The organism is Streptomyces sp. NPDC001890 (assembly GCF_042891445.1).
In the GTDB taxonomy this organism is placed as follows: domain Bacteria; phylum Actinomycetota; class Actinomycetes; order Streptomycetales; family Streptomycetaceae; genus Streptomyces.
The window spans coordinates 6,366-26,521 of record NZ_JBIATE010000006.1 but is presented as its reverse complement, the minus strand read 5'-3'; the positions used below and the strand labels follow the sequence as shown (position 1 = coordinate 26,521).

At 70.6% G+C, this 20,156-nt stretch carries 20 protein-coding genes, 1 pseudogene and 1 riboswitch; of the genes and pseudogenes, 8 read left to right on the top strand and 13 right to left on the bottom strand.

Annotation, left to right across the window (positions count from 1 at the left end):
- Window positions 1–31 precede the first annotated feature (31 nt).
- The 4 genes from ACFYY1_RS18350 to ACFYY1_RS18335 all read right to left on the bottom strand — a co-directional run bounded on the left by ACFYY1_RS18350 (window position 32) and on the right by ACFYY1_RS18335 (window position 2,928).
- Window positions 32–1,753, bottom strand: a complete 1,722-nt coding sequence (locus ACFYY1_RS18350) for an urease subunit alpha (RefSeq protein WP_388586353.1) — start codon at window positions 1,751–1,753, stop codon at window positions 32–34.
- The gene (locus ACFYY1_RS18345) at window positions 1,746–2,057 is read right to left on the bottom strand and encodes an urease subunit beta (protein WP_388586350.1); all 312 of its coding nucleotides are present in this window, start codon (window positions 2,055–2,057) and stop codon (window positions 1,746–1,748) included. The genes ACFYY1_RS18350 and ACFYY1_RS18345 overlap by 8 nt, the downstream gene beginning before the upstream one ends.
- A gap of 15 nt (window positions 2,058–2,072) precedes the next feature.
- Entirely contained in the window at window positions 2,073–2,375 is a 303-nt protein-coding gene (locus tag ACFYY1_RS18340; RefSeq protein ID WP_388586345.1) for an urease subunit gamma, read from the bottom strand.
- A gap of 268 nt (window positions 2,376–2,643) precedes the next feature.
- Entirely contained in the window at window positions 2,644–2,928 is a 285-nt protein-coding gene (locus ACFYY1_RS18335; protein WP_388586342.1) for a type II toxin-antitoxin system Phd/YefM family antitoxin, read from the bottom strand.
- Between the two features lie 437 nt (window positions 2,929–3,365).
- Here ACFYY1_RS18335 and ACFYY1_RS18330 point away from each other — a divergent pair, with 437 nt between their 5' ends.
- The gene (locus ACFYY1_RS18330; RefSeq protein WP_388586339.1) at window positions 3,366–4,496 is read left to right on the top strand and encodes a CapA family protein; all 1,131 of its coding nucleotides are present in this window, start codon (window positions 3,366–3,368) and stop codon (window positions 4,494–4,496) included.
- A 69-nt stretch (window positions 4,497–4,565) separates the two neighbouring features.
- On the opposite strand, the pseudogene ACFYY1_RS18325 reads toward ACFYY1_RS18330, so the two are convergent.
- The 6 genes and pseudogenes from ACFYY1_RS18325 to ACFYY1_RS18300 all read right to left on the bottom strand — a co-directional run.
- Window positions 4,566–5,309 (bottom strand): annotated as a pseudogene (locus tag ACFYY1_RS18325) (agmatine/peptidylarginine deiminase); the annotation flags it as partial.
- A gap of 378 nt (window positions 5,310–5,687) precedes the next feature.
- Entirely contained in the window at window positions 5,688–6,485 is a 798-nt protein-coding gene (locus ACFYY1_RS18320) for an ABC transporter ATP-binding protein (RefSeq protein ID WP_388586336.1), read from the bottom strand.
- Complete coding sequence (locus ACFYY1_RS18315) at window positions 6,478–7,482, bottom strand: ABC transporter ATP-binding protein (RefSeq protein WP_388586335.1); 1,005 nt, start codon at window positions 7,480–7,482, stop codon at window positions 6,478–6,480. The genes ACFYY1_RS18320 and ACFYY1_RS18315 overlap by 8 nt, the downstream gene beginning before the upstream one ends.
- The gene (locus ACFYY1_RS18310; RefSeq protein ID WP_388586333.1) at window positions 7,479–8,168 is read right to left on the bottom strand and encodes an ABC transporter permease subunit; all 690 of its coding nucleotides are present in this window, start codon (window positions 8,166–8,168) and stop codon (window positions 7,479–7,481) included. The genes ACFYY1_RS18315 and ACFYY1_RS18310 overlap by 4 nt, the downstream gene beginning before the upstream one ends.
- Before the next feature lie 133 nt (window positions 8,169–8,301).
- Complete coding sequence (locus ACFYY1_RS18305; RefSeq protein WP_388586331.1) at window positions 8,302–9,312, bottom strand: agmatine/peptidylarginine deiminase; 1,011 nt, start codon at window positions 9,310–9,312, stop codon at window positions 8,302–8,304.
- A 517-nt stretch (window positions 9,313–9,829) separates the two neighbouring features.
- Window positions 9,830–10,408 carry a TetR/AcrR family transcriptional regulator gene (locus tag ACFYY1_RS18300; protein WP_388586328.1) on the bottom strand — a complete coding sequence of 193 codons (579 nt, stop codon included), beginning with the start codon at window positions 10,406–10,408 and terminating at the stop codon, window positions 9,830–9,832.
- Between the two features lie 345 nt (window positions 10,409–10,753).
- On the opposite strand from ACFYY1_RS18300, the gene ACFYY1_RS18295 reads away from it, so the two are divergent.
- Window positions 10,754–11,911: an agmatine deiminase family protein gene (locus ACFYY1_RS18295; protein ID WP_388586325.1), complete on the top strand. Its 1,158-nt coding sequence runs from the start codon at window positions 10,754–10,756 to the stop codon at window positions 11,909–11,911.
- 428 nt (window positions 11,912–12,339) lie between these two features.
- Here the strand turns inward: ACFYY1_RS18295 and abc-f are convergent, their stop codons facing one another.
- Window positions 12,340–13,989, bottom strand: a complete 1,650-nt coding sequence (gene abc-f / locus ACFYY1_RS18290) for a ribosomal protection-like ABC-F family protein (protein ID WP_388586323.1) — start codon at window positions 13,987–13,989, stop codon at window positions 12,340–12,342.
- 556 nt (window positions 13,990–14,545) lie between these two features.
- Between abc-f and ACFYY1_RS18285 the strand changes: the two genes are divergently transcribed.
- From ACFYY1_RS18285 to ACFYY1_RS18275, 3 genes are all read left to right on the top strand, one after another.
- Window positions 14,546–15,181: an ATP-dependent Clp protease proteolytic subunit gene (locus ACFYY1_RS18285; protein WP_388586884.1), complete on the top strand. Its 636-nt coding sequence runs from the start codon at window positions 14,546–14,548 to the stop codon at window positions 15,179–15,181.
- 7 nt (window positions 15,182–15,188) lie between these two features.
- A complete protein-coding gene (locus ACFYY1_RS18280) occupies window positions 15,189–15,497 on the top strand; it encodes a hypothetical protein (RefSeq protein WP_358945282.1) in 309 nt (102 codons plus the stop codon).
- 401 nt (window positions 15,498–15,898) lie between these two features.
- Window positions 15,899–16,071, top strand: a riboswitch (cyclic di-AMP (ydaO/yuaA leader).
- A gap of 3 nt (window positions 16,072–16,074) precedes the next feature.
- Window positions 16,075–16,548, top strand: coding sequence for a C40 family peptidase (locus ACFYY1_RS18275; protein ID WP_388586320.1), 474 nt, complete (start codon window positions 16,075–16,077; stop codon window positions 16,546–16,548).
- Window positions 16,549–16,595: 47 nt separating this feature from the next.
- Here the strand turns inward: ACFYY1_RS18275 and ACFYY1_RS18270 are convergent, their stop codons facing one another.
- Complete coding sequence (locus tag ACFYY1_RS18270) at window positions 16,596–17,228, bottom strand: LysE family translocator (protein ID WP_388586317.1); 633 nt, start codon at window positions 17,226–17,228, stop codon at window positions 16,596–16,598.
- 72 nt (window positions 17,229–17,300) lie between these two features.
- Here ACFYY1_RS18270 and ACFYY1_RS18265 point away from each other — a divergent pair, with 72 nt between their 5' ends.
- Window positions 17,301–18,239, top strand: coding sequence for a LysR family transcriptional regulator (locus ACFYY1_RS18265; protein ID WP_388586314.1), 939 nt, complete (start codon window positions 17,301–17,303; stop codon window positions 18,237–18,239).
- Window positions 18,240–18,266: 27 nt separating this feature from the next.
- On the opposite strand, the gene ACFYY1_RS18260 is transcribed toward ACFYY1_RS18265, so the two are convergent.
- Window positions 18,267–18,698, bottom strand: coding sequence for an ATP-binding protein (locus ACFYY1_RS18260; protein ID WP_388586312.1), 432 nt, complete (start codon window positions 18,696–18,698; stop codon window positions 18,267–18,269).
- Between the two features lie 204 nt (window positions 18,699–18,902).
- On the opposite strand from ACFYY1_RS18260, the gene ACFYY1_RS18255 reads away from it, so the two are divergent.
- The gene (locus tag ACFYY1_RS18255) at window positions 18,903–19,763 is read left to right on the top strand and encodes a helix-turn-helix domain-containing protein (protein WP_388586310.1); all 861 of its coding nucleotides are present in this window, start codon (window positions 18,903–18,905) and stop codon (window positions 19,761–19,763) included.
- 25 nt (window positions 19,764–19,788) lie between these two features.
- The gene (locus tag ACFYY1_RS18250) at window positions 19,789–19,995 is read left to right on the top strand and encodes a DUF397 domain-containing protein (protein ID WP_388586308.1); all 207 of its coding nucleotides are present in this window, start codon (window positions 19,789–19,791) and stop codon (window positions 19,993–19,995) included.
- Window positions 19,996–20,156 lie beyond the last annotated feature (161 nt).

Here is a 20,156-nt window from a genome sequence, read left to right as displayed (position 1 = left end):
GGCGCCCGCTTCGGCTCTCCGGTGCATCTCATCAGAAGAGGAAGTAACGCTGGGCCATGGGGAGTTCGGCGGCAGGTGCCGGTTCGACCGGCTCGCCGTCGATCGTCACGGCGAAGCTGTCGGGATCGACCCGGACCCGGGGAGTCGCGTCGTTCTCCCGCATGTCCGCCTTGGTGACGCCGCGCGTACCGCTGATCGGCACGAAGCTCTTGCCGAGACCGAGGCGTTCCGGCAAGCCGTCCTGGATGGCCGCATCGGCCACGAAGTTGAGGGAGTCGGCCGCCGGTGAGCGGCCCACCGCGCCGAACATCGGGCGGGGCAGCACCGGTTGCGGGGTCGGGATCGAGGCGTTGGCATCGCCCATCTGCGCATAGGCGATCTGGCCGCCCTTGAGCACGGTCTGCGGTTTGACGCCGAAGAACGCCGGTTCCCACAGCACCAGATCGGCGAGCTTGCCGGGCTCCACCGAGCCGATCTCCCGGTCGATCCCCTGGGCGACCGCCGGATTGATGGTGTATTTGGCGACATAGCGACGTACCCGCCGGTTGTCGGCCCGTCCGTCGCCGGGCAGTGCTCCGCGGCGCTTCTTCATCACATGGGCGGTCTGCCAGGTACGCAGCACGACCTCGCCGATGCGGCCCATCGCCTGGGAGTCGGACGAGATGATCGAGATGGCCCCGAGGTCGTGCAGGATGTCCTCGGCCGCGATGGTGGTGGGCCGGATCCGGGATTCCGCGAAGGCCAGGTCCTCCGGCACCGCCGGGTTGAGGTGGTGGCAGACCATCAGCATGTCGAGGTGTTCCTCGACGGTGTTGACGGTGTGCGGCCGGGTCGGGTTGGTGGAGCTGGGCAGGACGTACGGCTCCGAGACGATGCCGATGATGTCCGGCGCGTGCCCGCCACCGGCGCCTTCGGTGTGGTACGCGTGGATGGAGCGGCCGGCGATGGCGGCGAGGGTGTCGGCGACGAATCCGGCCTCGTTGAGGGTGTCGGTGTGGATGGCGAGCTGGGCGCCCGTCTCCTCGCAGACGCCCAGGCAGGCGTCGATGACGGCCGGAGTGGCCCCCCAGTCCTCGTGGATCTTGAATCCGAGTGCGCCGGACCGCAGTTGGGAGTGCATGGCCTCGCGCGACATGGTGTTGCCCTTGCCCAGCAGGCCGATGTTGACGGGGTACGTGTCCAGCGCCCCGAACATCCGGGCCAGGTGCCATGGCCCCGGGGTGACGGTGGTGGCCTTGGTGCCTTCGGCCGGTCCGGTGCCGCCGCCGACCAGGGTGGTGATCCCGGAGCAGAGCGCCTGGTCGATCAGGGTCGGCGAGATGAAGTGGACATGGGCGTCGACGGCCCCAGCGGTGAGGAGCTTCCCGTTGCCCGCGATGATCTCGGTCTCGGGGCCGATGACCAGGTCGGGGTGGACGCCGTCCATGGTGTCGGGGTTGCCGGCCTTGCCGATCCCGGTGATCCGGCCGTCGCGGATGCCGATGTCCGCCTTGACGACGCCCCAGTGGTCGATGATCACTGCGCCGGTGACGACGGTGTCGGGGGCACCCTCGGCCCGGGTGGTGCGGGCCTGGCCCATCGATTCGCGCAGCACCTTGCCGCCGCCGAACACGGCCTCGTCACCGGCGAGTCCGGGGCCGCCCGAGCGGTCCTCCTCGATCTCGACGAGCAGATCGGTGTCGGCGAGCCGGATGCGGTCGCCGGTCGTGGGGCCGAACAGGTCGGCGTACACGGCGCGGTCGAGTTCAGCCATCGAGGGCACCTCCGGTCTCGCCGCGCAGGCCGGGTACCATGCGCCGTCCGGCGAGCGGGACGAGTTCGACGTCGACCGGGATGCCGGGTTCGAAGCGCACGGCGGTGCCGGCGGCGATGTTCAGCCGCAGTCCGCGGGCGGCCGGACGGTCGAAGTCCAGGCCGGGGTTGGCCTCGGCGAAGTGGTAGTGCGAGCCGATCTGGACGGGCCGGTCGGCGGCGTTGAGCACGGTGAGGCGGGTGACGGGGCGCCCCTCGTTGAACGGCACGGGCCCGTCCGCGTAGAGGATCTCTCCGGGAATCATCGGCGGCACCTCCGGTCAGACGATCGGGTCGTGGACGGTGACGAGCTTGGTGCCGTCCGGGAAGGTGGCCTCGACCTGGACGTCGTGGATCATCTCGGGCACCCCGTCCATGACGTCGTCGCGGCCCAGCACCGTACGGCCCGACGCCATCAGCTCGGAGACCGTACGGCCGTCGCGGGCGCCCTCCAGCAGGTGGACGGTGATCAGCGCGATCGCCTCTGGGTGGTTGAGCCGCAGTCCGCGTGCCCGGCGCTGCGACGCCACATCGGCGGCGACATGGACGAGCAGGCGTTCCTGTTCGTGCGGGGTCAGTCGCATGGCTCCACCTCACGGTCCGGTGCCCAGTACCGTCCCTGGGCGCGGCGAGGCATCGGCCGTGTCCGGTACGGCCGCTGGACGGCGAACCGCCGACTCGCGCGAGACGGTGCACGTTAGGACCGGAGTTTTTCCGGCGCGTTAAATCCGGCGCGACATTTCCGGCACGTCGATTCCGGCACGTAAATTCCCGTGCGTCAGCCGGCCTTCGGCACATCCATGGGCACCGGACCGCGCAGGCCGTCCGCCGGCGCGGGCCGCGGGGCGGGGCTCAGTTGCCCGGCTCGTCGTGCCGCCGGTGCTCCGCCGCGATGCCGAACCGCCGCCGTGCGCCGGGAGCGGACACCGCGGAGTCGAGCGAGGAGACCGAGCTGATCACCTGCTCGTCGACGGCCGCCCCGCCGTTCTCCAGTCGCTCCAGGTCAGCGGCCGAGACAAGCGCCACCAGGGGCTTGCCGTGGCGCGTCACGACCACGCGCTCGCCGCCGTAGACGACGCGGTTGATCAGTTCGGCGAGCTCAGCTCGCGCTTGCGTCACCGGAATCTCGTAGGCCATGCTCCCTAGCCTATGTAATGTCCGCCTGGTCCGCCGTGGTCCGCGGCGACAGCGATTGACCAGGTCAGAGGCGTTCGTGTGACCCCGTGCGCTCTCATCTGCGAGAGGTGTGCGAGACGGGGCGAGACCAAGAGTTTTCTGGTCGCACCGAATCCTGGCGGGTCCCAGCAAAGATCGACACCTCCTATGACGCGGGCTGGTGCGGCCGGATCTCATGGCCGTGAGGTCTCCCGGCCGGCCCGAAGGCGCCGGCGGGCGACTCACCGGGACCGGCCTGCCGCGCACAGCCTCGGTCCGGTCCCACAAGCAGTACGGCCCGCTCCCGCCGCCGTCGCTCACCGGCCACAGGGGCTCCCGCGCGCCGCACCCGCACAGCCGCGTGGCGCCCCGTCGCGCGGAGCCTTCGCGCATCGCCCGCGACGGCTTTAGCGTGGAGGGTGTATGAGGGTGTGGTCACCCTGTTCCTCGGCGGGGACGTGATGCTCGGCCGGGGCGTCGATCAGATCCTCCCGCACCCCGGTGACCCGGCGCTGCGGGAGGCCTACGTCCGCGACGCCCGTGCCTACGTCGACCTGGCGGAGGCGGCGAACGGGCCGATCCCCCGGCCGGTCGGCTTCCGCTGGCCATGGGGCGTGGCGCTGCCGGTCCTGGATGACGCCGCGCCGGACGTGCGGGTGGTCAATCTGGAGACGGCCGTCACCAGTGACGGGGACTTCGCGCCCGGCAAGGGCGTCCACTACCGGATGAGCCCGGCCAATCTGCCGTGCCTGGCCGCGGCCCGGCCGGACGTCTGCGCGCTGGCCAACAACCATGTGCTCGACTTCGGCCCACGCGGCCTCCATGACACGCTCGACGCCCTGGCGGATGCGGGACTGCGGGCGGCGGGGGCGGGCCGCGACGAGGTGCGGGCGAGGCAGCCGGCGATCGTGCCCCTGGGCGCCGGCGGGCGGGTGCTGGTCTTCTCCTTCGGGATGCCGTCCAGCGGGATCCCGAAGGACTGGGCCGCCACTGCACGGCGGGGCGGTGTCAACGTGGTCGCGGAGCCTTCGGCGGCCGCCGCGTCCGCCATCGCCGACCGTCTTCGGCAGGTCGGACGACAGGGAGACATCACGGTCGCCTCGGTGCACTGGGGCCCCAACTGGGGCTACGGCGTCTCCCGCCCCGAGGTCCGCTTCGCCCACGCGCTCCTCGACGCAGGCGTGGACGTCGTGCACGGCCATTCCTCGCACCACCCGCGCCCGCTGGAGGTGTACCGGGACAGGTTCATCCTGTACGGCTGCGGCGACCTCGTCGACGACTACGAGGGCATCGGCGGCTACGAGAACTACCGGGACGACCTGCGGGTGCTGTACCTGGTCTCGGTGGAGGCGGACACCGGCCGGCTGGTCGAGGCACGGATGGTGCCCTTGCAGGCACGGAGGATGCGGCTGGAACACGCCTCACCCGAGGACACCGAGTGGCTGCGCGCCGTCCTCGACAGGCACAGCCGGGAGTTCGGTACCCGCGTCGACTGCGGGCCCGACGGCACGCTCACGCTGCGGCCCCTGCGCGCCGGGCAGCACGCATGAAGACTTCGAGATGACAGCGCCGTTGCAGAGGTAGTAGTTGGCGTAGGAGGCGAGGAAGTTCCGGCTGGTGGAGCGGATCTTGTTGTAGTCGGGGCCCTGGAGCTTCGCCACCGTCATCGCGGTGCCGTTGGCCGCCTTGGACGTGGACAGGATCTGGTACTGCCGGCGTGCGTCCTTCGCGAACGCGTCGTTGTCCGATGCGATGGGCATCTGGACGAGCGCCCTGCCGGCGGCGAGGAAGCGGGACGTGGCGTCCACATGGTCGTCGGTGATGTCCTGGCCTCTGACACCGTCGAACCAGATGACCTCGGTGGCGCCGTACGCGTCGCACATCGCCGTCTCCAGCGCGCTCTGCGACATCCCGGGGTTGCGGTTGCTGTTCACGAGGCTGCTGCGGGTCGCCATCAGGGTGCCGTTGCCGTCCTGTTCGATCGCGCCGCCCTCACCGACGAGGCCGGCGTAGGTGAACGGTGCGCCCGCGTAGGCGGCGATCCGCTCGGCGACGAGGGCGTCCTTGGCGTGGGTCTGCTTGTTGCCCCAGCCGTTGAAGCCGAGGCCCACGGCGTCCAGGCCGCCGGAGCCGTCGGTGCGGAAGACGGGTCCCGTGTCGCGCATCCAGCAGTCGTCGACGGGGATGGAGCTGATGACGGTGACCGTGGAGCCGCACATCGAGCGGGCCTTGGAGGCGCCGGCGGAGTTGGCGCACATGACGACCGGTTCGTACTTCGCGATCGTGCGGGCGATCAGGGCGATGTCGGCCTGGACACCGCTCAGGTCGCTGCCCCAGATCGCGGTGCGGTCCGGCCAGGCCATCCAGGTACGGGTGTGCCGCACGTCCTCGGCCGGGGCCCTGAAGGTGCCTGCGGCCTTGGCCGACCCGGCCCAGCCCTGGGCGGTCGTCGCGACGGCGGCGCCGACGGCGGTCAGCCCGGCCGCCGCGAGGAATCCGCGCCGGTTCAGGCCCCGACGTGCGTGGCGGCCGGCAAGGTGATCGTTCATGATGGACCTCCTGTTTCAACTGGGTTGCTCAGTGGGTTCGTTGGCAGTCATCGAGCGACCGGGTCGGCTGCGCGTCGCGGCCAGGGGGCGGCGGGCACGGCGTGACGCCCGGTCGCAGTGGAACGCACCGTGTGGGCAGGCGACAGGGATGCGCCCGCTCACCGCAGGGGCAATGAGGCCGCCCCGGGGCCGTCAGAGTGCCCGGCGGGCGCCGGCGATGGCCTCGGGGTCCCAGCCGGGGCGGGGAACGGACTCCAACAGGAGCCGCGTATAGGGGTGTTGTGGCGCAGCGAGCACCTCGGCCGTGGGCCCCGCCTCGATGACGCGGCCACGGCGCATGACGATGACCTGGTCGGTGACGCACCGGACCACGCCGAGGTCGTGGGTGATGAACAGGTAGCCGATCCGGGTCTCCTCACGGATGTCGGCGAGCAGGTTGAGGATCTGCGCCTGGACGGAGACGTCGAGCGCGGCGACCGCCTCGTCGAGGACGAGGACTGCTGGTTCGACGGCGAGGGCCCGGGCGATGGCGACGCGCTGGCGCTGGCCGCCGGAGAGCTGCCGCGGCCGCGCGTCGGCGGCGCGGGTGCCCAGGCCGACCTGGTCGAGGAGCTCGCGGATGCGCCGGTCGTGGTCGGTGCTGGGGAAGTGCAGGCGCAAGGTCTCGCGCAGCACGTCTTCGACGGTGGTCCGGGGGTCGAGGGAGAGGTACGGGTCCTGGAAGACCATCTGGACCTCGCGGGCCCGTGCCAGGCGCTGGGCCCGGCCGGGGCTTCGCGCGCCACGGACCTGGCCGCGTACCCGGACCTTCCCGTGGTCGGCCCGCTCCAGACCGACGACGATCCGGGCGGTGGTGGTCTTGCCGGACCCGGATTCTCCGACGATGCCCAGGCAGCCGCCCTCGGGGAGGGCGAAGGACACGTCGTCGACGGCGCGGACGGCCCCGTAGGCGCGGTGGAGGCCGACTGCCTCCAGTACGTGTTCAGGCATCGACGGGGCTCCCTTCGAGGCGGTCGGTGTGATGGCAGGCGGCCTGGTGGTTCGGCAGGCCCGGTGCCCGCAGCGGCTCGGGGGCCTGCTGGTCGCAGACTTCCGTGGCCAGGGGGCAGCGGGCGGCGAACGGACAGCCGTGCAACTCCTGTCGCAGGTCGGGGGGCTGGCCGTCGATGGCGGCAAGCCGCCCCGCAGGGGCTTCCAGGCGCGGGGTGGAGGCGAGCAGCGCTGCTGTGTAGGGGTGTCGCGGCTGGGCGAAGAGGGCCTGCGCGGGGCCGCTCTCCGCGATCCGTCCGGCGTACATGACGTAGACGCGGTCGCTGATGGCGGCGGCGAGGTCGAGGTCGTGGGTGACGAAGAGCAGGCCGGTGCCGAAGCGTTCACGGAGTTCGGTCAGCAGGGCGATGACCTCGGCCTGGGTGGTGACGTCGAGCGCGGTCGTCGGTTCGTCGGCGAGCAGGAGGGCCGGGTCTCCCATCAATGCGGCGGCGATCACGACGCGTTGCAGCATGCCACCGGAGACCTGACCGGGGTACTTGGGCAGCGCGGAGGCGTCCAGGCCGACGGCCTGGAGGAGTTCGGTGGCCCGGGCGGTGGCGTCCGGCCGGCTCATGCTCCTGGTCAGGGTCACACTCTCGATGAGGAAGTCACCGATGCGGCGCAGCGGGTTGAGGGCGGCACGGGGGTCCTGGAAGATCATGGCCACCGTGCTGGTGCGCAGGGCGCGCAGCTGGTCGGCGTCCATGGTGAGTACGTCCTGGCCTCCCACGCGGACGACGCCCTGGACGGTGGCACCGGGCGGCAGCAGGTTCAGGGCGCTGCGCGAGGTGAGCGTCTTCCCGGACCCGGACTCGCCGACGAGGGCGACGGTCTCGCCGGCGCCGATGTGGAGGTCGACGCCGTCCAGGACCGGGCGGGCGGTGCCGGGCAGGCTGATCCGCAGCCCTTGGATGTCGAGTGGGTACGTGGATGTGGTCGGGTCCACCGAATTCATGGGGTCCTCCTGGCGACACGGTCGGCCCAGCGTTCGCCCACCACGTTGAAGGCGACGACGGTCAGCACGATGAACACGCAGGGCAGGATCGCCGACAGCGGGTAGCCGTGCTGGACGGCGGTCTGGCCGTCGAAGACCATGCGGCCCCAGTCCGGGGTGAGCGCGGGGATCCCGAGGCCCAGGAAGGAGAGGCCGGCGAGGTCCATGAGGGCGTATCCGAAGTTGATGGTGGACTGGGCGAGGACGACGGGGGCTATGTTGGGCAGGATGTGGCGCAGGCAGATCTGGAGCGCCGAATGGCCTTGGACCTGGTAGGCGCTGACATAGGGGCGTTTGCGTTCGGCCAGGACGAGGGAGCGGGTGAGCCGGCTGACATAGGGCAGGTAGGCGATGGGGTCGGGGTTGGACGCCTTCTTCGCCAGGCCCGGCTCCATGGTGAGCCCTGGTGTCCAGCGCATCAGGCTCTCGCACACATTGGACAGGATGGTGTTCTGCGGGTAATCGAACGCCGCCGTGTAGTCGAGCGTGGGCGGTTCCGCGTAGACGGCCCAGGTGAACGAGTCGATCTCGCCGCGGGCCTCGGGCGTCGAGGCCGAGAGCTTGAACCCGGCGCCGGTGCCGAAGTCCTTGGGCGGGCCGGAGCAGGCGGCGAGGGTCGCGAGGCAGGTCAGGGCGGCCGTCGTCATGGCTGCCCGTCCGCGCCTGCCGGGGGGACGTTTTCTGCCGAGGAGTCGGGGTGTGGTCATCGTCGCGCTCTCATTTCGAGGCGAGGGCCGGCGGACCGCCGGAGCGGCCCGCCGGGAGCAGTCCGTTCTCGATTCAGACGGTGGCGACGGCGGGGATCTGCTGGGTGATGCAGTGGACACCACCACCACCGAAAGCGATCACGGGCGCCCGCACCCCGACGACCTTGCGCCCGGGATACGCGGCGGCGATGACCGCGAGGGCGTCGTCGTCCTGAGGGACACCGGCGACTGGGACGACGACGCCTCCGTTGGCCACGTAGTGGTTCAGGTAGGACACCTCGACCTCGCCCTCGGCCATGTCGACGAACGCGGTCTGCGGGACGTCGATGATCTCGAACGCCCGGCCGTGGGCGTCCGTGGTGGCCTCAAGGACCGCGCGGTTGGCGCGCATTCGGGCGTAGTCGGGGTGGTCGGGGTCATCGGGCAGGGAGACGACGACCTTGCCGGGAGCGGCGAAGGCGCAGACGCCGTCGACGTGGCCGTCGGTCTCCGTGTCCAGCAGACCGCCGTACGGAAGCCAGACGACCTTGTCGACGCCGAGCCGGGACTTCAGCTCGGTCTCGATCTCGTCCCGGTTCAGCCCCGGGTTCCGGTTGGGGTGGAACAGGCACTGTTCCGTGGTGATCAGCGTGCCCTCGCCGTCAACGGTGATCGCTCCGCCTTCCAGGATCATGTCGGAGGCGATGCGCTCGACGCCGAGGTGCTTGAGCAGCAGGGCGCTCACCCGGTCGTCGGAGTCGTACGGGTGGTGCTTGCGGCCCCAGGCGTTGAAGCGGAAGTCCACCCCGGCGCGGTTGCCGTCACCATCGAGCACGAAGAGCGGGGCGGAGTCGCGGAACCACGAGTCGTCCTGCGCCATCTCCACGACGGCGACCTCGTCGCCGCACCTCGTCCGGGCCTCCTCGCCGTGGCCGGGCGGCGCGACCATGGTCACCGGCTCGAACCCGGCGATCGCTCGGGCCACGTTCGCGTACTCCTCCTTGGCGCCGTCCAACACGCTGCCCCACAGGTCCTCACGGACGGGCCAGGCCATCAGGCACCCCTCGTGCTCGGACCACTCGGCAGGCATACGGAATGCAGTCATCACGGATCTCTCTTCGTTTCGCCAGAAGTACCCTCCGTCGGCGGCCGACTCGGCCTGGCAGCAGCACAGGATGGGTACGCGGTGTGAACAGCATCCTGTCTTCGACTGAAAATTCAGTCAAGAGGAGGGGTGGTATGGATTCCCCTCAACCGAAAAAGGCTTGCACCCAAGGCTGATTGCACCAATTCGCACCATCAATGAAGCCGCCCTCCCCGGGCAAGCGATCAGGGAAGGCGGCCTCTGGGCGTGAATTTGAAAATTTAGTCAGCCAGCAAGAGAACGGAGACCGCGGGAGCGGCGACGATCACGTGGAGGGGGACGGAAGGGAGCGAGGGCTTGGGGCTGGGGCTCGCGGTGGTTCGCGCGATCACCTCACCCACCATGGCAAGGTCGCCGCAGCCCCCGCCCCGGCGGCGGTCTCACGGTGCGGGACGGCCTGCCGCATCGGCCCCACAGGGAACCCCGACGGAAGGGAACGAGGCGCGGGCCCGGGGGGATTTGGCGCCGACGCGGGCCGTCAGCGGCTCAGTCGTTCGACCTCGGCGTCGATGGCCTCGCTCATCAGAGTCCGCGCGTGGGCAATCTGGAGCGTACCGCTGAGCCAGCGCATGCTCAGACCCTCCAGGAGGGCGGTGAGCCGCTCGGCGGCCGCCGCGAGGGCCACTGCCGGAGCCATCGGCTGGACCCGGCCCAGCAGGCCCGCCACGTCCTGGACCCAGACCAGGGTGGCCCTCGCCAGTTCCTCACGCAGGGCTTCGTCGAAGACGGCGCTGGCCCGCAACTCGCCCCAGGCGCTGCTGTTCTCCCTGACTTCGGTCGTGTCCTGGAGTTCCAGCAGAAGCGTCTGGTCCAATTCCTCGCGCGGGCTGAGCGGTTCGGCGTCCGGATCCCGCTGGGCCGTGTAGCGCTCGGCACGGTCGCTGATGAACTCCAGCGTCTGGCGCAGGATCCCGGTGCGGTCCTTGAAGTGGTAGTAGATCAGCGCGGTGGACACGCCTGCCTCAGCAGCCAGTTCCTCCACGCGCAGGCCACGGACTCCGCGCCGGGCGATCACCCGGGCGGCAGCTTCGAGGATCTGAGTGCTGCGAGACGCCATGGCCCGAACCCTACCGGGACCCTCTCGCCCGAGTAATCACGCCCCTGACCGGCGGGTGCGGGGTCGGACCCGTCGCGCGTACAGCCTTGGCCGCCCTTCTCCGGCCGATCCGGACCACCGGGCGCCCGATCCGATGATCGAGGCTGCCCCCATCGCTGCCCAGTCGACGCACACCCGAGGCGACGCATTTTTGACTGAATTTTCAGTCCATGCCAGAGTCGGGGCAGCGATCGGCTCCGTCCGCATCGCGTCGTCGTACTCGCCCCCCATGGCCGCGGCGCCGCTCGTCGAGCGTCACGCCATGCCGAGGGACAGCTTGTCCCCTCACGATGATCGGAGCTCACCGTGTCTTCTCTCCTCCCCTCCCGTCGCTCAGCTCTGCGCACATTCGCCGGAATCGGCGCCGTCGTCCTCGGCACCTCGGCCTGCGGACCCGGTGACGAACCGACGGGTTCCGCGAGCACCGCCGGTGACCAGGACCCGGCGGCCGAGGGACTGCGCATGGGTGCCGAGTGGGAGAGCCACGCGCGCACGTTCATGTCGTGGCCCGCCCTGGAGTCGGTGTGGGATGAGGATCTCCGCCACGTACGCGAGGACATCGCACGCGTCGCCCGCGCCATCGCGGAGTACGAGTACGTCGTGATGATGGCCGGGCCCGACCAGCAGAAGGCCGCCCAGAAGGCGTGCGGACGAGATGTCGAGGTCATCCCGCTGGCCGTCGACGACCTGTGGGCCCGCGACACCGTGCCGGTCTTCGTGGAGCAGGACGGCGACGTCGTCGGTGTCGACTTCAATTTCAACGGGTGGGGCAACAAGCAGGTACACACCAACGACGCCCTGGTGGGCCGCACCCTTCTGGCGAACTACGACATCCCCCGCAGGACGGCTCCGTTGGTCGCCGAGGGCGGGTCCTTCGAGACCGACGGCGAGGGCACGCTGCTCCTCACCGAAAGCTCGATCGTCAACGACAACCGCAACCGCGGGAAGAGCCGGGACCAGATCGAGGCCGAGCTCAAGCGGACCTTGGGCATCAAGAAGGTGATCTGGCTGGCAGGCGTACGCGGCCAGGACATCACCGACGCACACGTGGACAGCCTCGTACGGTTCACCGAGCCCGGGGTGGTACTCCTGGACAAGGCACATGCCGACACACCCGTCGACTCCTGGTCACGCGCGGCCGACCAGGCGAAGGCCGTGCTCAGCAAGGCGACCGACGCCAAGGGCCGGCCGTTCGAGATCGTCGATCTGCCGCAGCCCGACCTGTACGAGATCACCGGCGAAGGCGACGACTTCGTGTCGACGTACGCCAACTTCTACGTCGCCAACGACTCCGTGTTCCTGCCCGAGTTCGGGGACCGGAAGGCCGACAAGCGCGCCCGGAGCATCCTGCAGGAGCACTTCCCCGGGCGTGACATCGTGCAGGTCCGGATCGACACCATCGCCTCCGGCGGTGGCGGCATCCACTGCTCGACGCACGACGAGCCCGGCAAGCCGGTCGACTGAGCCAGGCCCACCCGACGGAGCGGCAGTGGTCACGATGCGCCCCCGTCCCCGGCGGACCGCTGATCGACGGGCCGGCTCTGCTCACACCACCGTGGCGGTGGTCACCCCACCCGGCAGCTACGCACCACCGATCGGTTCACTCCTCGGCCATGCCGCCTCCATCCGGACGCGGACGACGCGATGGAACCGGCATCGCACCGAGGGATGCGACATTTTTGGTTCGGACCACCAGGAGGAGATCGCGTGTCGACGGGCCGCCGGAGGGCCATCCTGGAAGGTGCCGCCCGCGGCATGGTCCGGCAGGGGGGGCCGCGGGCTGCGCATGGAGGATCCGAGCGATCTCGGTGGAGATCGAGCGGCTGGGTCGCTGACAGCGGGCACGCGGCCTACGGGCCCGGGACACGACCTCACTTGAGGACCCGGCGGGGTCAGCATCCACGGCCGGCGTGCAGATGCAACTGCACCCCTTTGAAGCGTGCGCGGAAGTCCTGGTCGTGCGACACCATGACCACTGCTCCCGGGTACGTGGCGAGCGCCGCCCGAATGTCCTCGACCAGGTCGAGAGCGATGTGGTTGGTCGGCTCGTCGAGGACGAGGAGGTCAGCGGGCCGGGTCACGAGGCGGGCGATCTGCAGTCGCCGTCGCTGTCCCGCGGACAGGGCGGCGACCGGGACGGGCAGGTCCTCCTCACGGAACAGGCCCAGTGCCAGAAGCTGTTCGGTGTACTCGTCCGGCAGCCCGGGGCGTCCGGCAGCGAACGCGTCGAGCAGCGGGAGCCGCGTGGAGTGCGTGGGCAGTTCCTGGGCGAGGTAGCCGATCCGGGCAGGGCGGCGTGCCGTGCCGGCGTCCGGTTCCAGGTCGCCCGCCAGGACGCGCAGGAGCGTCGTCTTACCCGCGCCGTTCTCCCCCGTGACCAGCAGCCTCTGTCCCGGCGTGATCGCAAGGCGCCCGTCCAGATGCAGCCGGTCGCCGACCCGAATGCTGTCGAGCTCGGCGATCGGGTGGCCGGCAGGATCTTTGGTGTCGGCTGTTGGCAGCCCTGTCGTGAAGCGCAGTGGTGCCGGTGGCTCTGCCACCGGGTTGCGCCGCAGTTGGGCCAGGCGCTCCCGGACGGCTCGCACCTGCCCGCCGAGCTTCGCCTCGCTGGAGCGGCGGTGCTTGCCGAATCCCTGCCGCGGGTCGCGGCCGGTGGTGGCGAGCCGTGTCCCCGCAGCCGCGAGAAGCTCCTCCATGCGGGTCACCTCGTCGGCCCAGTCCGCATATTGCTGCTCGGCGCGGCGCCGGACGGCGGCCTTCGCGGCGCGGTAGCCGGTCCATCCGTCGCCGTACCGGCACACCGTGCGCGTGTCCCGGTCGACCTCCAGGATCGTGGTGGCGATGCGCTCCAGGAAGCCACGGTCATGAGTGACCGCGACAACGGTGCCGCGGTGAGCACGCAGATGCTCCTCCAGCCAGCGGACCGCCGCAGCGTCGAGGTGGTTCGTCGGCTCGTCGAGGAGCAGCAGCTCGGGGGCGGCGGCCAGTACGCAGGCGAGGGCGAGCCGCGACTGCTCGCCGCCGGAGAGCGAGCCCAGCACGCGGTCGCGGGTGATCCGGGCGAGTCCGAGACCGTGCAGGGCGGCGTCGACGCGGGCGTCCGCCTCGTATCCGCCCCGTTCCTCGTAGGCGTTCAGCAGCTCACCGTACGCGGCGAGTTCGTCCTCGGATGCCTCGCCCAGGCGCTCCTCCGCCGAGCGCAGCCGGCGTTCCATGTCGCGCAGCTCGGCGAGGGCGAGGTCGACCGCGTCCTGTACGACGCAGTCCGGATCGAGGTCGAGGGTCTGGGCGAGGTGGCCGCGTCCGCCCGGGAAGCTGACGGTGATCTCCCCGGCGTCCGGTACCTCGGCCGCGGCGAGCAGCCGCAGCAGGGTGGACTTGCCGGATCCGTTCTCGCCGATGACGGCGGCCTTCTCACCCGGGCGGACGGTGAAGGAGACCTGGTCGAGGACGGTCCGGGTGCCATAGGACTTGGTGACGTCCTTGACGGACAGCTGCGCCACGGCAGCGGAGGTCGCGGTGGTACGAGCGCGGTCGCGCATGTGACTTTCCCTGGTATGCGAAGGGTCTACGGGCAGCAGAAACGGCGGCATCGGCCGTGCCCGGACTCAGACGAAGAAGAAAGCCATGCCATCACCGTAACAAGACGGATCGCCTCGCCTCAATTTCGGCGTACAAGGTCCCTTCCATTGGGGGAAGTTGGGCGCTGCGCCGGCTGTGAGCGGCCTACGACCACGCCGTAGTCACCATGTGCAGTTGTCGACCACAAGGGGTGGCCGACAGGAATGCGGTGCTTCCCGGAACAACGGGCCGGATCCTGCGCCTCGCCTGTCGGCACGCACTGCCCGTCCCGGAGATCACCGAGCCGCTGTCCGTACCGGCCGGTCAACAGAGTTCCAAGACGTCTGGAGATGGTGAGACATCCGCCCTCAGCGAACAGCCAAACAGCCTCTGACCAGGAACTCTTAGCGGATCGCCAGCACCAGGCCCCATCATGACCTTCTGTACGTCCTGTACATTTTTCACGGAAGTCGATGCGGCCCCTGCGCAGCATCCGTACAGACCCCGTGCAGACCCCGGAGGAAAGGCATCGCCATGCTGTTCCGTCCCACCGCCCGTCACGTACTGCCCGAGTTCACCGAGCGCACGGCCAACGGGACCCGCACCCTCGACCCGTACTCCAAACTGCTCTCCGAACGGATCGTCTTCCTCGGCACCCCGGTCGACGACGCCGCGGCGAGCGATCTGATCGCGCAACTCATGTACCTGGAGCACGACGCCCCGGACCGGCCCGTATCGCTCTACATCAACTCGCCCGGCGGCTCGTTCGGGGCCATGTCCGCGATCTACGACACGATGCAGTACCTCACGTGCGAGGTGGAGACCTACTGTCTCGGCCAGGCCGGCTCCTGCGCCTCCGCGCTGCTCGCCGCGGGCGCTCCCGGCCGGCGGCACGCACTGCCCGGCGCACGGGTCGTCGTGCGGCAGCCCGAGCTCACCGAGCCGGTGCGGGGCCGGCCGTCCGACCTGGAGATCGAGGCACAGGAGCTGGGACGGGTCCGTGCGATGCTCACCGCGCTGTTGGCCCGTCACACGGGCCGCACCGAGGGGCAGATCACCGCCGACACCGAACGCGACCTCATCCTCGACGCGGCGGGCGCCAAGGCGTACGGGCTGGTGGACCACGTCCTGGAGAGCCGGAATTCCTCACTCCCGCCGCACGGCGCGAGGTGAACGCCCGATGCGACCACCGGAGTTCCCACCGCTGCCCGCGCTGACCCGCGCCGAGGGGGAGTTCATCGACCACTACCTCGAAGTCCTCGACCAGGTGGGCCGGATCAACCCGGCCCGAGGCAGTGACACCTACGGTGCGCTGCGCGCCGCACAGGCACTCGTGACCCGGTCACGGGCGCTGCGGGACGCCCTCGCGTTGATGCACGAGCGCGGCGAGGCACGGATCCACGCCGCCACGCTCGCCCGGGCGCTGCGCGTGCTGGACGGGGAACGGCGGGCCGGACGGGTCACCGTACCCCCGGCTCCGGGCAGTTGACCGACTGCCGCACCGCGTGCCGACGGCGGGGCCCCGCCCAACTGCCCCCGCCTCGCCGTCCGGCGGCCCTTCACCCAACTCCCGTACCCGACACGCCCGACAGGGCCACCGAAATTCCTCGCTCGTTCGGCGTAGGAAGTCCCCCTCACGAGGGACCACTCAACTTGCGTTTTGCACGTGGACAGTGAATGGAATCCAGCCTTCCGTGCCTGGTACGAACCCTTTCCGGATCACTGGCGGAGCGTCAAAAATCCTCATGTCCACCCGAACGGATCAGTCGTGAGGAGCCTCACATATCCCTGTTTCAGCTCGGAAATCCGGCAGTCGGTGAGTCAAGATCCCTGGGACGACAAGCCCCCGCCACCGCGGCGGGGCGGTCCGGGCGGACGCCGAGTCCTGCCGCCGTCCGGATGCCTGGTCGACAGAAGTGGATCGGCAGGAGTGGAGGACCCGAGCACAACGGGTCGACCTGAACACCGGTCGACCCTCGGGGTGAAGCCGCCGAACGCGGCCGGGCAACTTCGCCAGCCCGAACCCGACAGGTCATCCTTCACAGGCGGCTGACGAAGGGTTGCGCATGACTGCGCAGGTTCATGTCCCGTCTCTGCTCGTCCGGGCCGGTACGGCCTCGGTTCTCACACTCGCCGCCGTCGGCGGCACCATGTTCGCCCCGGGCGCCGCGACGGACGCCCAGGCGGCGACGCTGTCGATGAAGGCACTCAAGATCGCGGCGTCGAAGAAGGGATCGCCCTACGGGTGGGGGGCCACCGGCCCGAGCCGCTTCGACTGCTCGGGGCTGACGCTCTATTCCTTCAAGAAAGCGGGCAAGAAGCTCCCCCGCACGGCCCAGCAGCAGTACAACCGGACCCGGCACATCTCGGCCTCGCACCGCAAACGCGGCGATCTGGTCTTCTTCCACTACGGCCGCAGCGTCTACCACGTCGGGATCTACGCCGGTAAGGGCAAGATCTGGCACTCGCCGAGGACCGGCGCCGTGGTGCGGCTGGAGAAGATCTGGACCAAGAGCGTCTACTACGGCCGGGTCCGCTGAGGCGCGGCCCGTCCGGCAGGCCCCGGGCCGCCGGACCCGGCCCCCGCTCAGTGCGGCAGCGGCCCGGTCACCAGCACCAGCCCCAGCGCGGTGAGCGCCGCGCCGCTGCCGCCCTCGATGGCGCGCGCGGTACGCGGCCGGCGCAGCCACCGCCCCAGCCGGTCCACGAGGAGCGCCACGGCCGGGAACCAGACCAGCGCCATCGCGACGACGATCGCCGCGAGGAGCAGGGTCCTGGGCAGCGGCGGCTGCCCGTCGGGGACGAACTGCGGCAGCAGGCTGAGGAAGAGCACCGGCGCCTTGGGATTGAGCGCGTTGGTCAGGAAGCCCTGCCGCAGCGCGCGCCCGCGTCCCCGGTCCGCGGGCCGGTCCTCGGGACCGTCCCCGCCCGGGGCGCGGCGCCGGGCCGCGCGCAGGGCGCTGATGCCGAGGTACAGGACGTAGACCCCGCCGAGCAGCTGGACGGTACGCAGCAGGGCGGGCACCGCCACGAGCACCGCGGCGAGCCCGGCGACGGCCAGGGCGGTGTGCACCAGCAGGCCGCCGGCCACGCCCAGCGCGCTGGCCACGCCCGCGCTCCGGGAGGCGAGCGCGTTGCGTACGACGACGGTGAAGTCCGCGCCCGGCAGCGCGACCATTCCCGCGGCGACCCCGACGAAGGCGATCAGTTGTGCGTCCATGGGTCCACCCTGACCCGGCAGAGCCTTTAGCGTGTACTTGCAATCTTCTGGGTCTGCCAAAAGGAACGCTTAATGTACGACCCGACACGACTGGCGGCGCTGGTGGCGGTCGCGGAGGCCGGATCGATCACCCGGGCCGCCACACGTCTGGGCTACACCGCGCCGGCCCTCTCCCAGCAGCTCGCCAAGCTGGAGCGGGAGGCGGGCGCCGCACTGCTGGTACGTCACCACCGAGGTGCCCGGCTCACGGCCGCGGGCGAACTGCTGGCCGGACGCGCCCGGCGCGTCCTCGACGAGATGGACCAGGCCCGCCATGAGCTGGCCCGCCTCTCCGGACTGTCCGGCGGGCGCCTGCGGGTCGGCACGTTCACCACGGCGGGCATCCATCTGCTGCCGCCGGTGCTGAGCGCCTTCCGGCGTGCCCATCCGGACGTGGAGCTGGCGGTCACCGAGTACGAACCGCCCCAGGGGGTGGCGGCGGTGGCCGCCGGCGACGTCGATCTGGCGCTGACCCATGTGTACGAGCCGGCCGCCGCGACGCCCTGGCCCGCCGGGGTCTTCGCCGAACCGCTGCTGGTCGAGGAGCTGGTGCTGATCACGGCGGTCGGCCAGATGCTGTCCGAGGGCAGCGGGAGACTGCCGGTGACCGAACTGGCGGGTCGGCCGCTGATCAGCAGCGCGCCCACGCATCCGCCGCGGCGCGGGGTCGAGCAGGCGCTGGCCGAGGCCGGGGCGACACCCGCCGTGGTCTGTGAGTCGCCCGGCTATGCGCTGGTGTGCGCGCTGGTCAGTGCGGGCATCGGAATGGCGGTCGTCCCGGAGATGGTCGCCGCGATGTCACCGACGCCGCTGTCCGTACGTCGGCTGGATCCCGCTTCCTTCCGGCGGACGATCTCGGTGGTGCACCGCGGTGACCGGGCGAGTGCCGCGGCGGCGACGCTCCAGGCGCTGTTGCGCAGCGGGTTCGGGAGGGCGGGCTCGGCGCAGCGGCCGGGCTACGAAGCGGGGTGAGGCGTCGATGCGGGGTGCCCACGCCGGTCAACTCTGCACGGGGATGCTCCACGGAAGCGCGATCCACACCGTCTTGCCGCCCTCGGCGGTGGGGGTGACGGTGAGCCGGCCGCCGCATTCCTTGGCCAGACAGCGGATGATCACCATGCCGCGGCCGTTGTCCTGCTGGACGGCGGCGGGCAGCCGCCTGGGCCAGCGGGGATGGCTGTCCGTCACCCCGAGGTGCAGCTGTTCCTCCCGCTCCAGCCGGAGGTCCACGGTGAACGTGGGTGACTGCCCGAAGGTGTGCTGGACGGCGTTGGTCGCGAGCTCCGAGACGATGAGCTGGATGCTGTCGCCGAAGTCGGTGCCGGTGGCCAGGCCCCATTCGGTGAGCACCCGGGCCACGTACCTGCGGGCCGCCGCGACCGAGACCGGCTCGCTCGGCAGAGTGACGTTTGCTTCCTGATGGTCTGCCATGGCGAGCCGTCCCTTTCCCACCCGAACCGACCCGCGATCGGTACAGGTTGTGCTTCGCGCCAGATTGCCACTGATGCTGCCCTCTGCGACGGCGATCCACCAAGATATGCATATATCTGTCGCTCGAAGCGGTGAACCCTGCCACGCAAGACCGTATGCGGGCGGCACACTGTCCGCTCGGCAGAAGAGGGAGGGAGGCCGCGGATGCAGCACGGCCCTGCGGTTCGACGCCGCAAGCTCGGGGAGGAGCTCCGGAGTCTGCGCCACGCGTCGGGACTGACCAGTCGGGACGCGGCGCGGATGCTCGGCTGGCACCAGTCGAAGGTGAGCCGGATCGAGACCGGGGTGAGCGGGGTGCAGCCGGGCGATGTGACCCGGCTGCTGGACACCTACGGCGTGGACGACCCCCAGTTGCGGGATCTCCTGGCCACGTTGGCGGGTTCGGCGGGCGGTGGCGGCACCGGGTGGTGGCACGCCTATCGCGGTCTGATCCCGCCCCAGTACCGCGACTTCATCAGCCTGGAGTCCCAGGCGCGGACCGCGCGCACGCTGGAGACCTCGGTGGTACCGGGTCTGCTGCAGACGGCCGACTACGCGCGTGCGGTGACCCGGGCCTCGCTGGACGGGCTGCCGGCCGGTCAGCTGGACTCCCTGGTGGAGGTGCGGCTCGCCCGGCAGGGGGTGCTGCGGACCGATCCGCCGCTGCGGCTGAGCGCGGTGCTCGACGAGGCGGTGCTGCGGCGCCAGGTCGGCGGCTGCCGGGTGATGCGGGAGCAGTTGCGCCATCTGACCCGGGTGGCCCAACTGCCCCATGTGCAGCTCCAGTTGCTGCCATTCTCGATGGGCGCCTATGCCGGCCTCACTGGGCCTTTCGTTATCTTCTCATTTCCGATCACTTCTGATCTGGATGTGGTTGTTCTCGACCATTTGACGAGTAGCCTCTACCTGGAGCGGAAAGAAGACCTTGAGGCGTACAGCTCGGCCTTCCGCACGATGCAGGCTCACGCGCTGTCGCCGGAGCACTCGTTGGACCTCATCGCCGCGATCGACCGCGACGGTCAGTGACCCCGGACCGCCCGAGGGGGGCGTCATGTCGGATTGCCTCGCACAGCACGGCTTACGGTGGCGGCGCAGCAGCCGCAGCACGGGTATGAACAACTGTGTGGAGGCCGCACCGTTCGGTGACGGGCGGCTGGCCGTGCGGGACTCCAAGGATGTGTCCAGACCACCGCTGCGGTTCTCCGCGGCGGCCTGGACCTCGTTCGTCGTCGGCCTGCACCGGGGACGGGTCGGCTGACGCGAGCGGGTCGGACCCCTCACATCGGCTGTCGCAAGCGGCCCGGCCCCCTCGCGTCGGCCGACCGGAGCGGTCCGGCCCCCTCGCGTCGGGGGGGGGGGGGGGGGGGGGCGGCCGCCGCGGAGCGCGCCCGGGGGGGGGGCGGGGGGGCGGGGCCGGCG

Bases quoted from the DNA above. Each gene is read 5' to 3' on its own strand.
- ACFYY1_RS18350 (WP_388586353.1), bottom strand. From the start codon at position 1,753: ATGGCTGAACTCGACCGCGCCGTGTACGCCGACCTGTTCGGCCCCACG.
- ACFYY1_RS18345 (WP_388586350.1), bottom strand. From the start codon at position 2,057: ATGATTCCCGGAGAGATCCTCTACGCGGACGGGCCCGTGCCGTTCAAC.
- ACFYY1_RS18340 (WP_388586345.1), bottom strand. From the start codon at position 2,375: ATGCGACTGACCCCGCACGAACAGGAACGCCTGCTCGTCCATGTCGCC.
- ACFYY1_RS18335 (WP_388586342.1), bottom strand. From the start codon at position 2,928: ATGGCCTACGAGATTCCGGTGACGCAAGCGCGAGCTGAGCTCGCCGAA.
- ACFYY1_RS18320 (WP_388586336.1), bottom strand. From the start codon at position 6,485: ATGCCTGAACACGTACTGGAGGCAGTCGGCCTCCACCGCGCCTACGGG.
- ACFYY1_RS18315 (WP_388586335.1), bottom strand. From the start codon at position 7,482: ATGAATTCGGTGGACCCGACCACATCCACGTACCCACTCGACATCCAA.
- ACFYY1_RS18310 (WP_388586333.1), bottom strand. From the start codon at position 8,168: ATGACGACGGCCGCCCTGACCTGCCTCGCGACCCTCGCCGCCTGCTCC.
- ACFYY1_RS18305 (WP_388586331.1), bottom strand. From the start codon at position 9,312: ATGACTGCATTCCGTATGCCTGCCGAGTGGTCCGAGCACGAGGGGTGC.
- ACFYY1_RS18300 (WP_388586328.1), bottom strand. From the start codon at position 10,408: ATGGCGTCTCGCAGCACTCAGATCCTCGAAGCTGCCGCCCGGGTGATC.
- abc-f (WP_388586323.1), bottom strand. From the start codon at position 13,989: ATGCGCGACCGCGCTCGTACCACCGCGACCTCCGCTGCCGTGGCGCAG.
- ACFYY1_RS18280 (WP_358945282.1), top strand. From the start codon at position 15,189: ATGCGACCACCGGAGTTCCCACCGCTGCCCGCGCTGACCCGCGCCGAG.
- ACFYY1_RS18275 (WP_388586320.1), top strand. From the start codon at position 16,075: ATGACTGCGCAGGTTCATGTCCCGTCTCTGCTCGTCCGGGCCGGTACG.
- ACFYY1_RS18270 (WP_388586317.1), bottom strand. From the start codon at position 17,228: ATGGACGCACAACTGATCGCCTTCGTCGGGGTCGCCGCGGGAATGGTC.
- ACFYY1_RS18265 (WP_388586314.1), top strand. From the start codon at position 17,301: ATGTACGACCCGACACGACTGGCGGCGCTGGTGGCGGTCGCGGAGGCC.
- ACFYY1_RS18260 (WP_388586312.1), bottom strand. From the start codon at position 18,698: ATGGCAGACCATCAGGAAGCAAACGTCACTCTGCCGAGCGAGCCGGTC.
- ACFYY1_RS18255 (WP_388586310.1), top strand. From the start codon at position 18,903: ATGCAGCACGGCCCTGCGGTTCGACGCCGCAAGCTCGGGGAGGAGCTC.
- ACFYY1_RS18250 (WP_388586308.1), top strand. From the start codon at position 19,789: ATGTCGGATTGCCTCGCACAGCACGGCTTACGGTGGCGGCGCAGCAGC.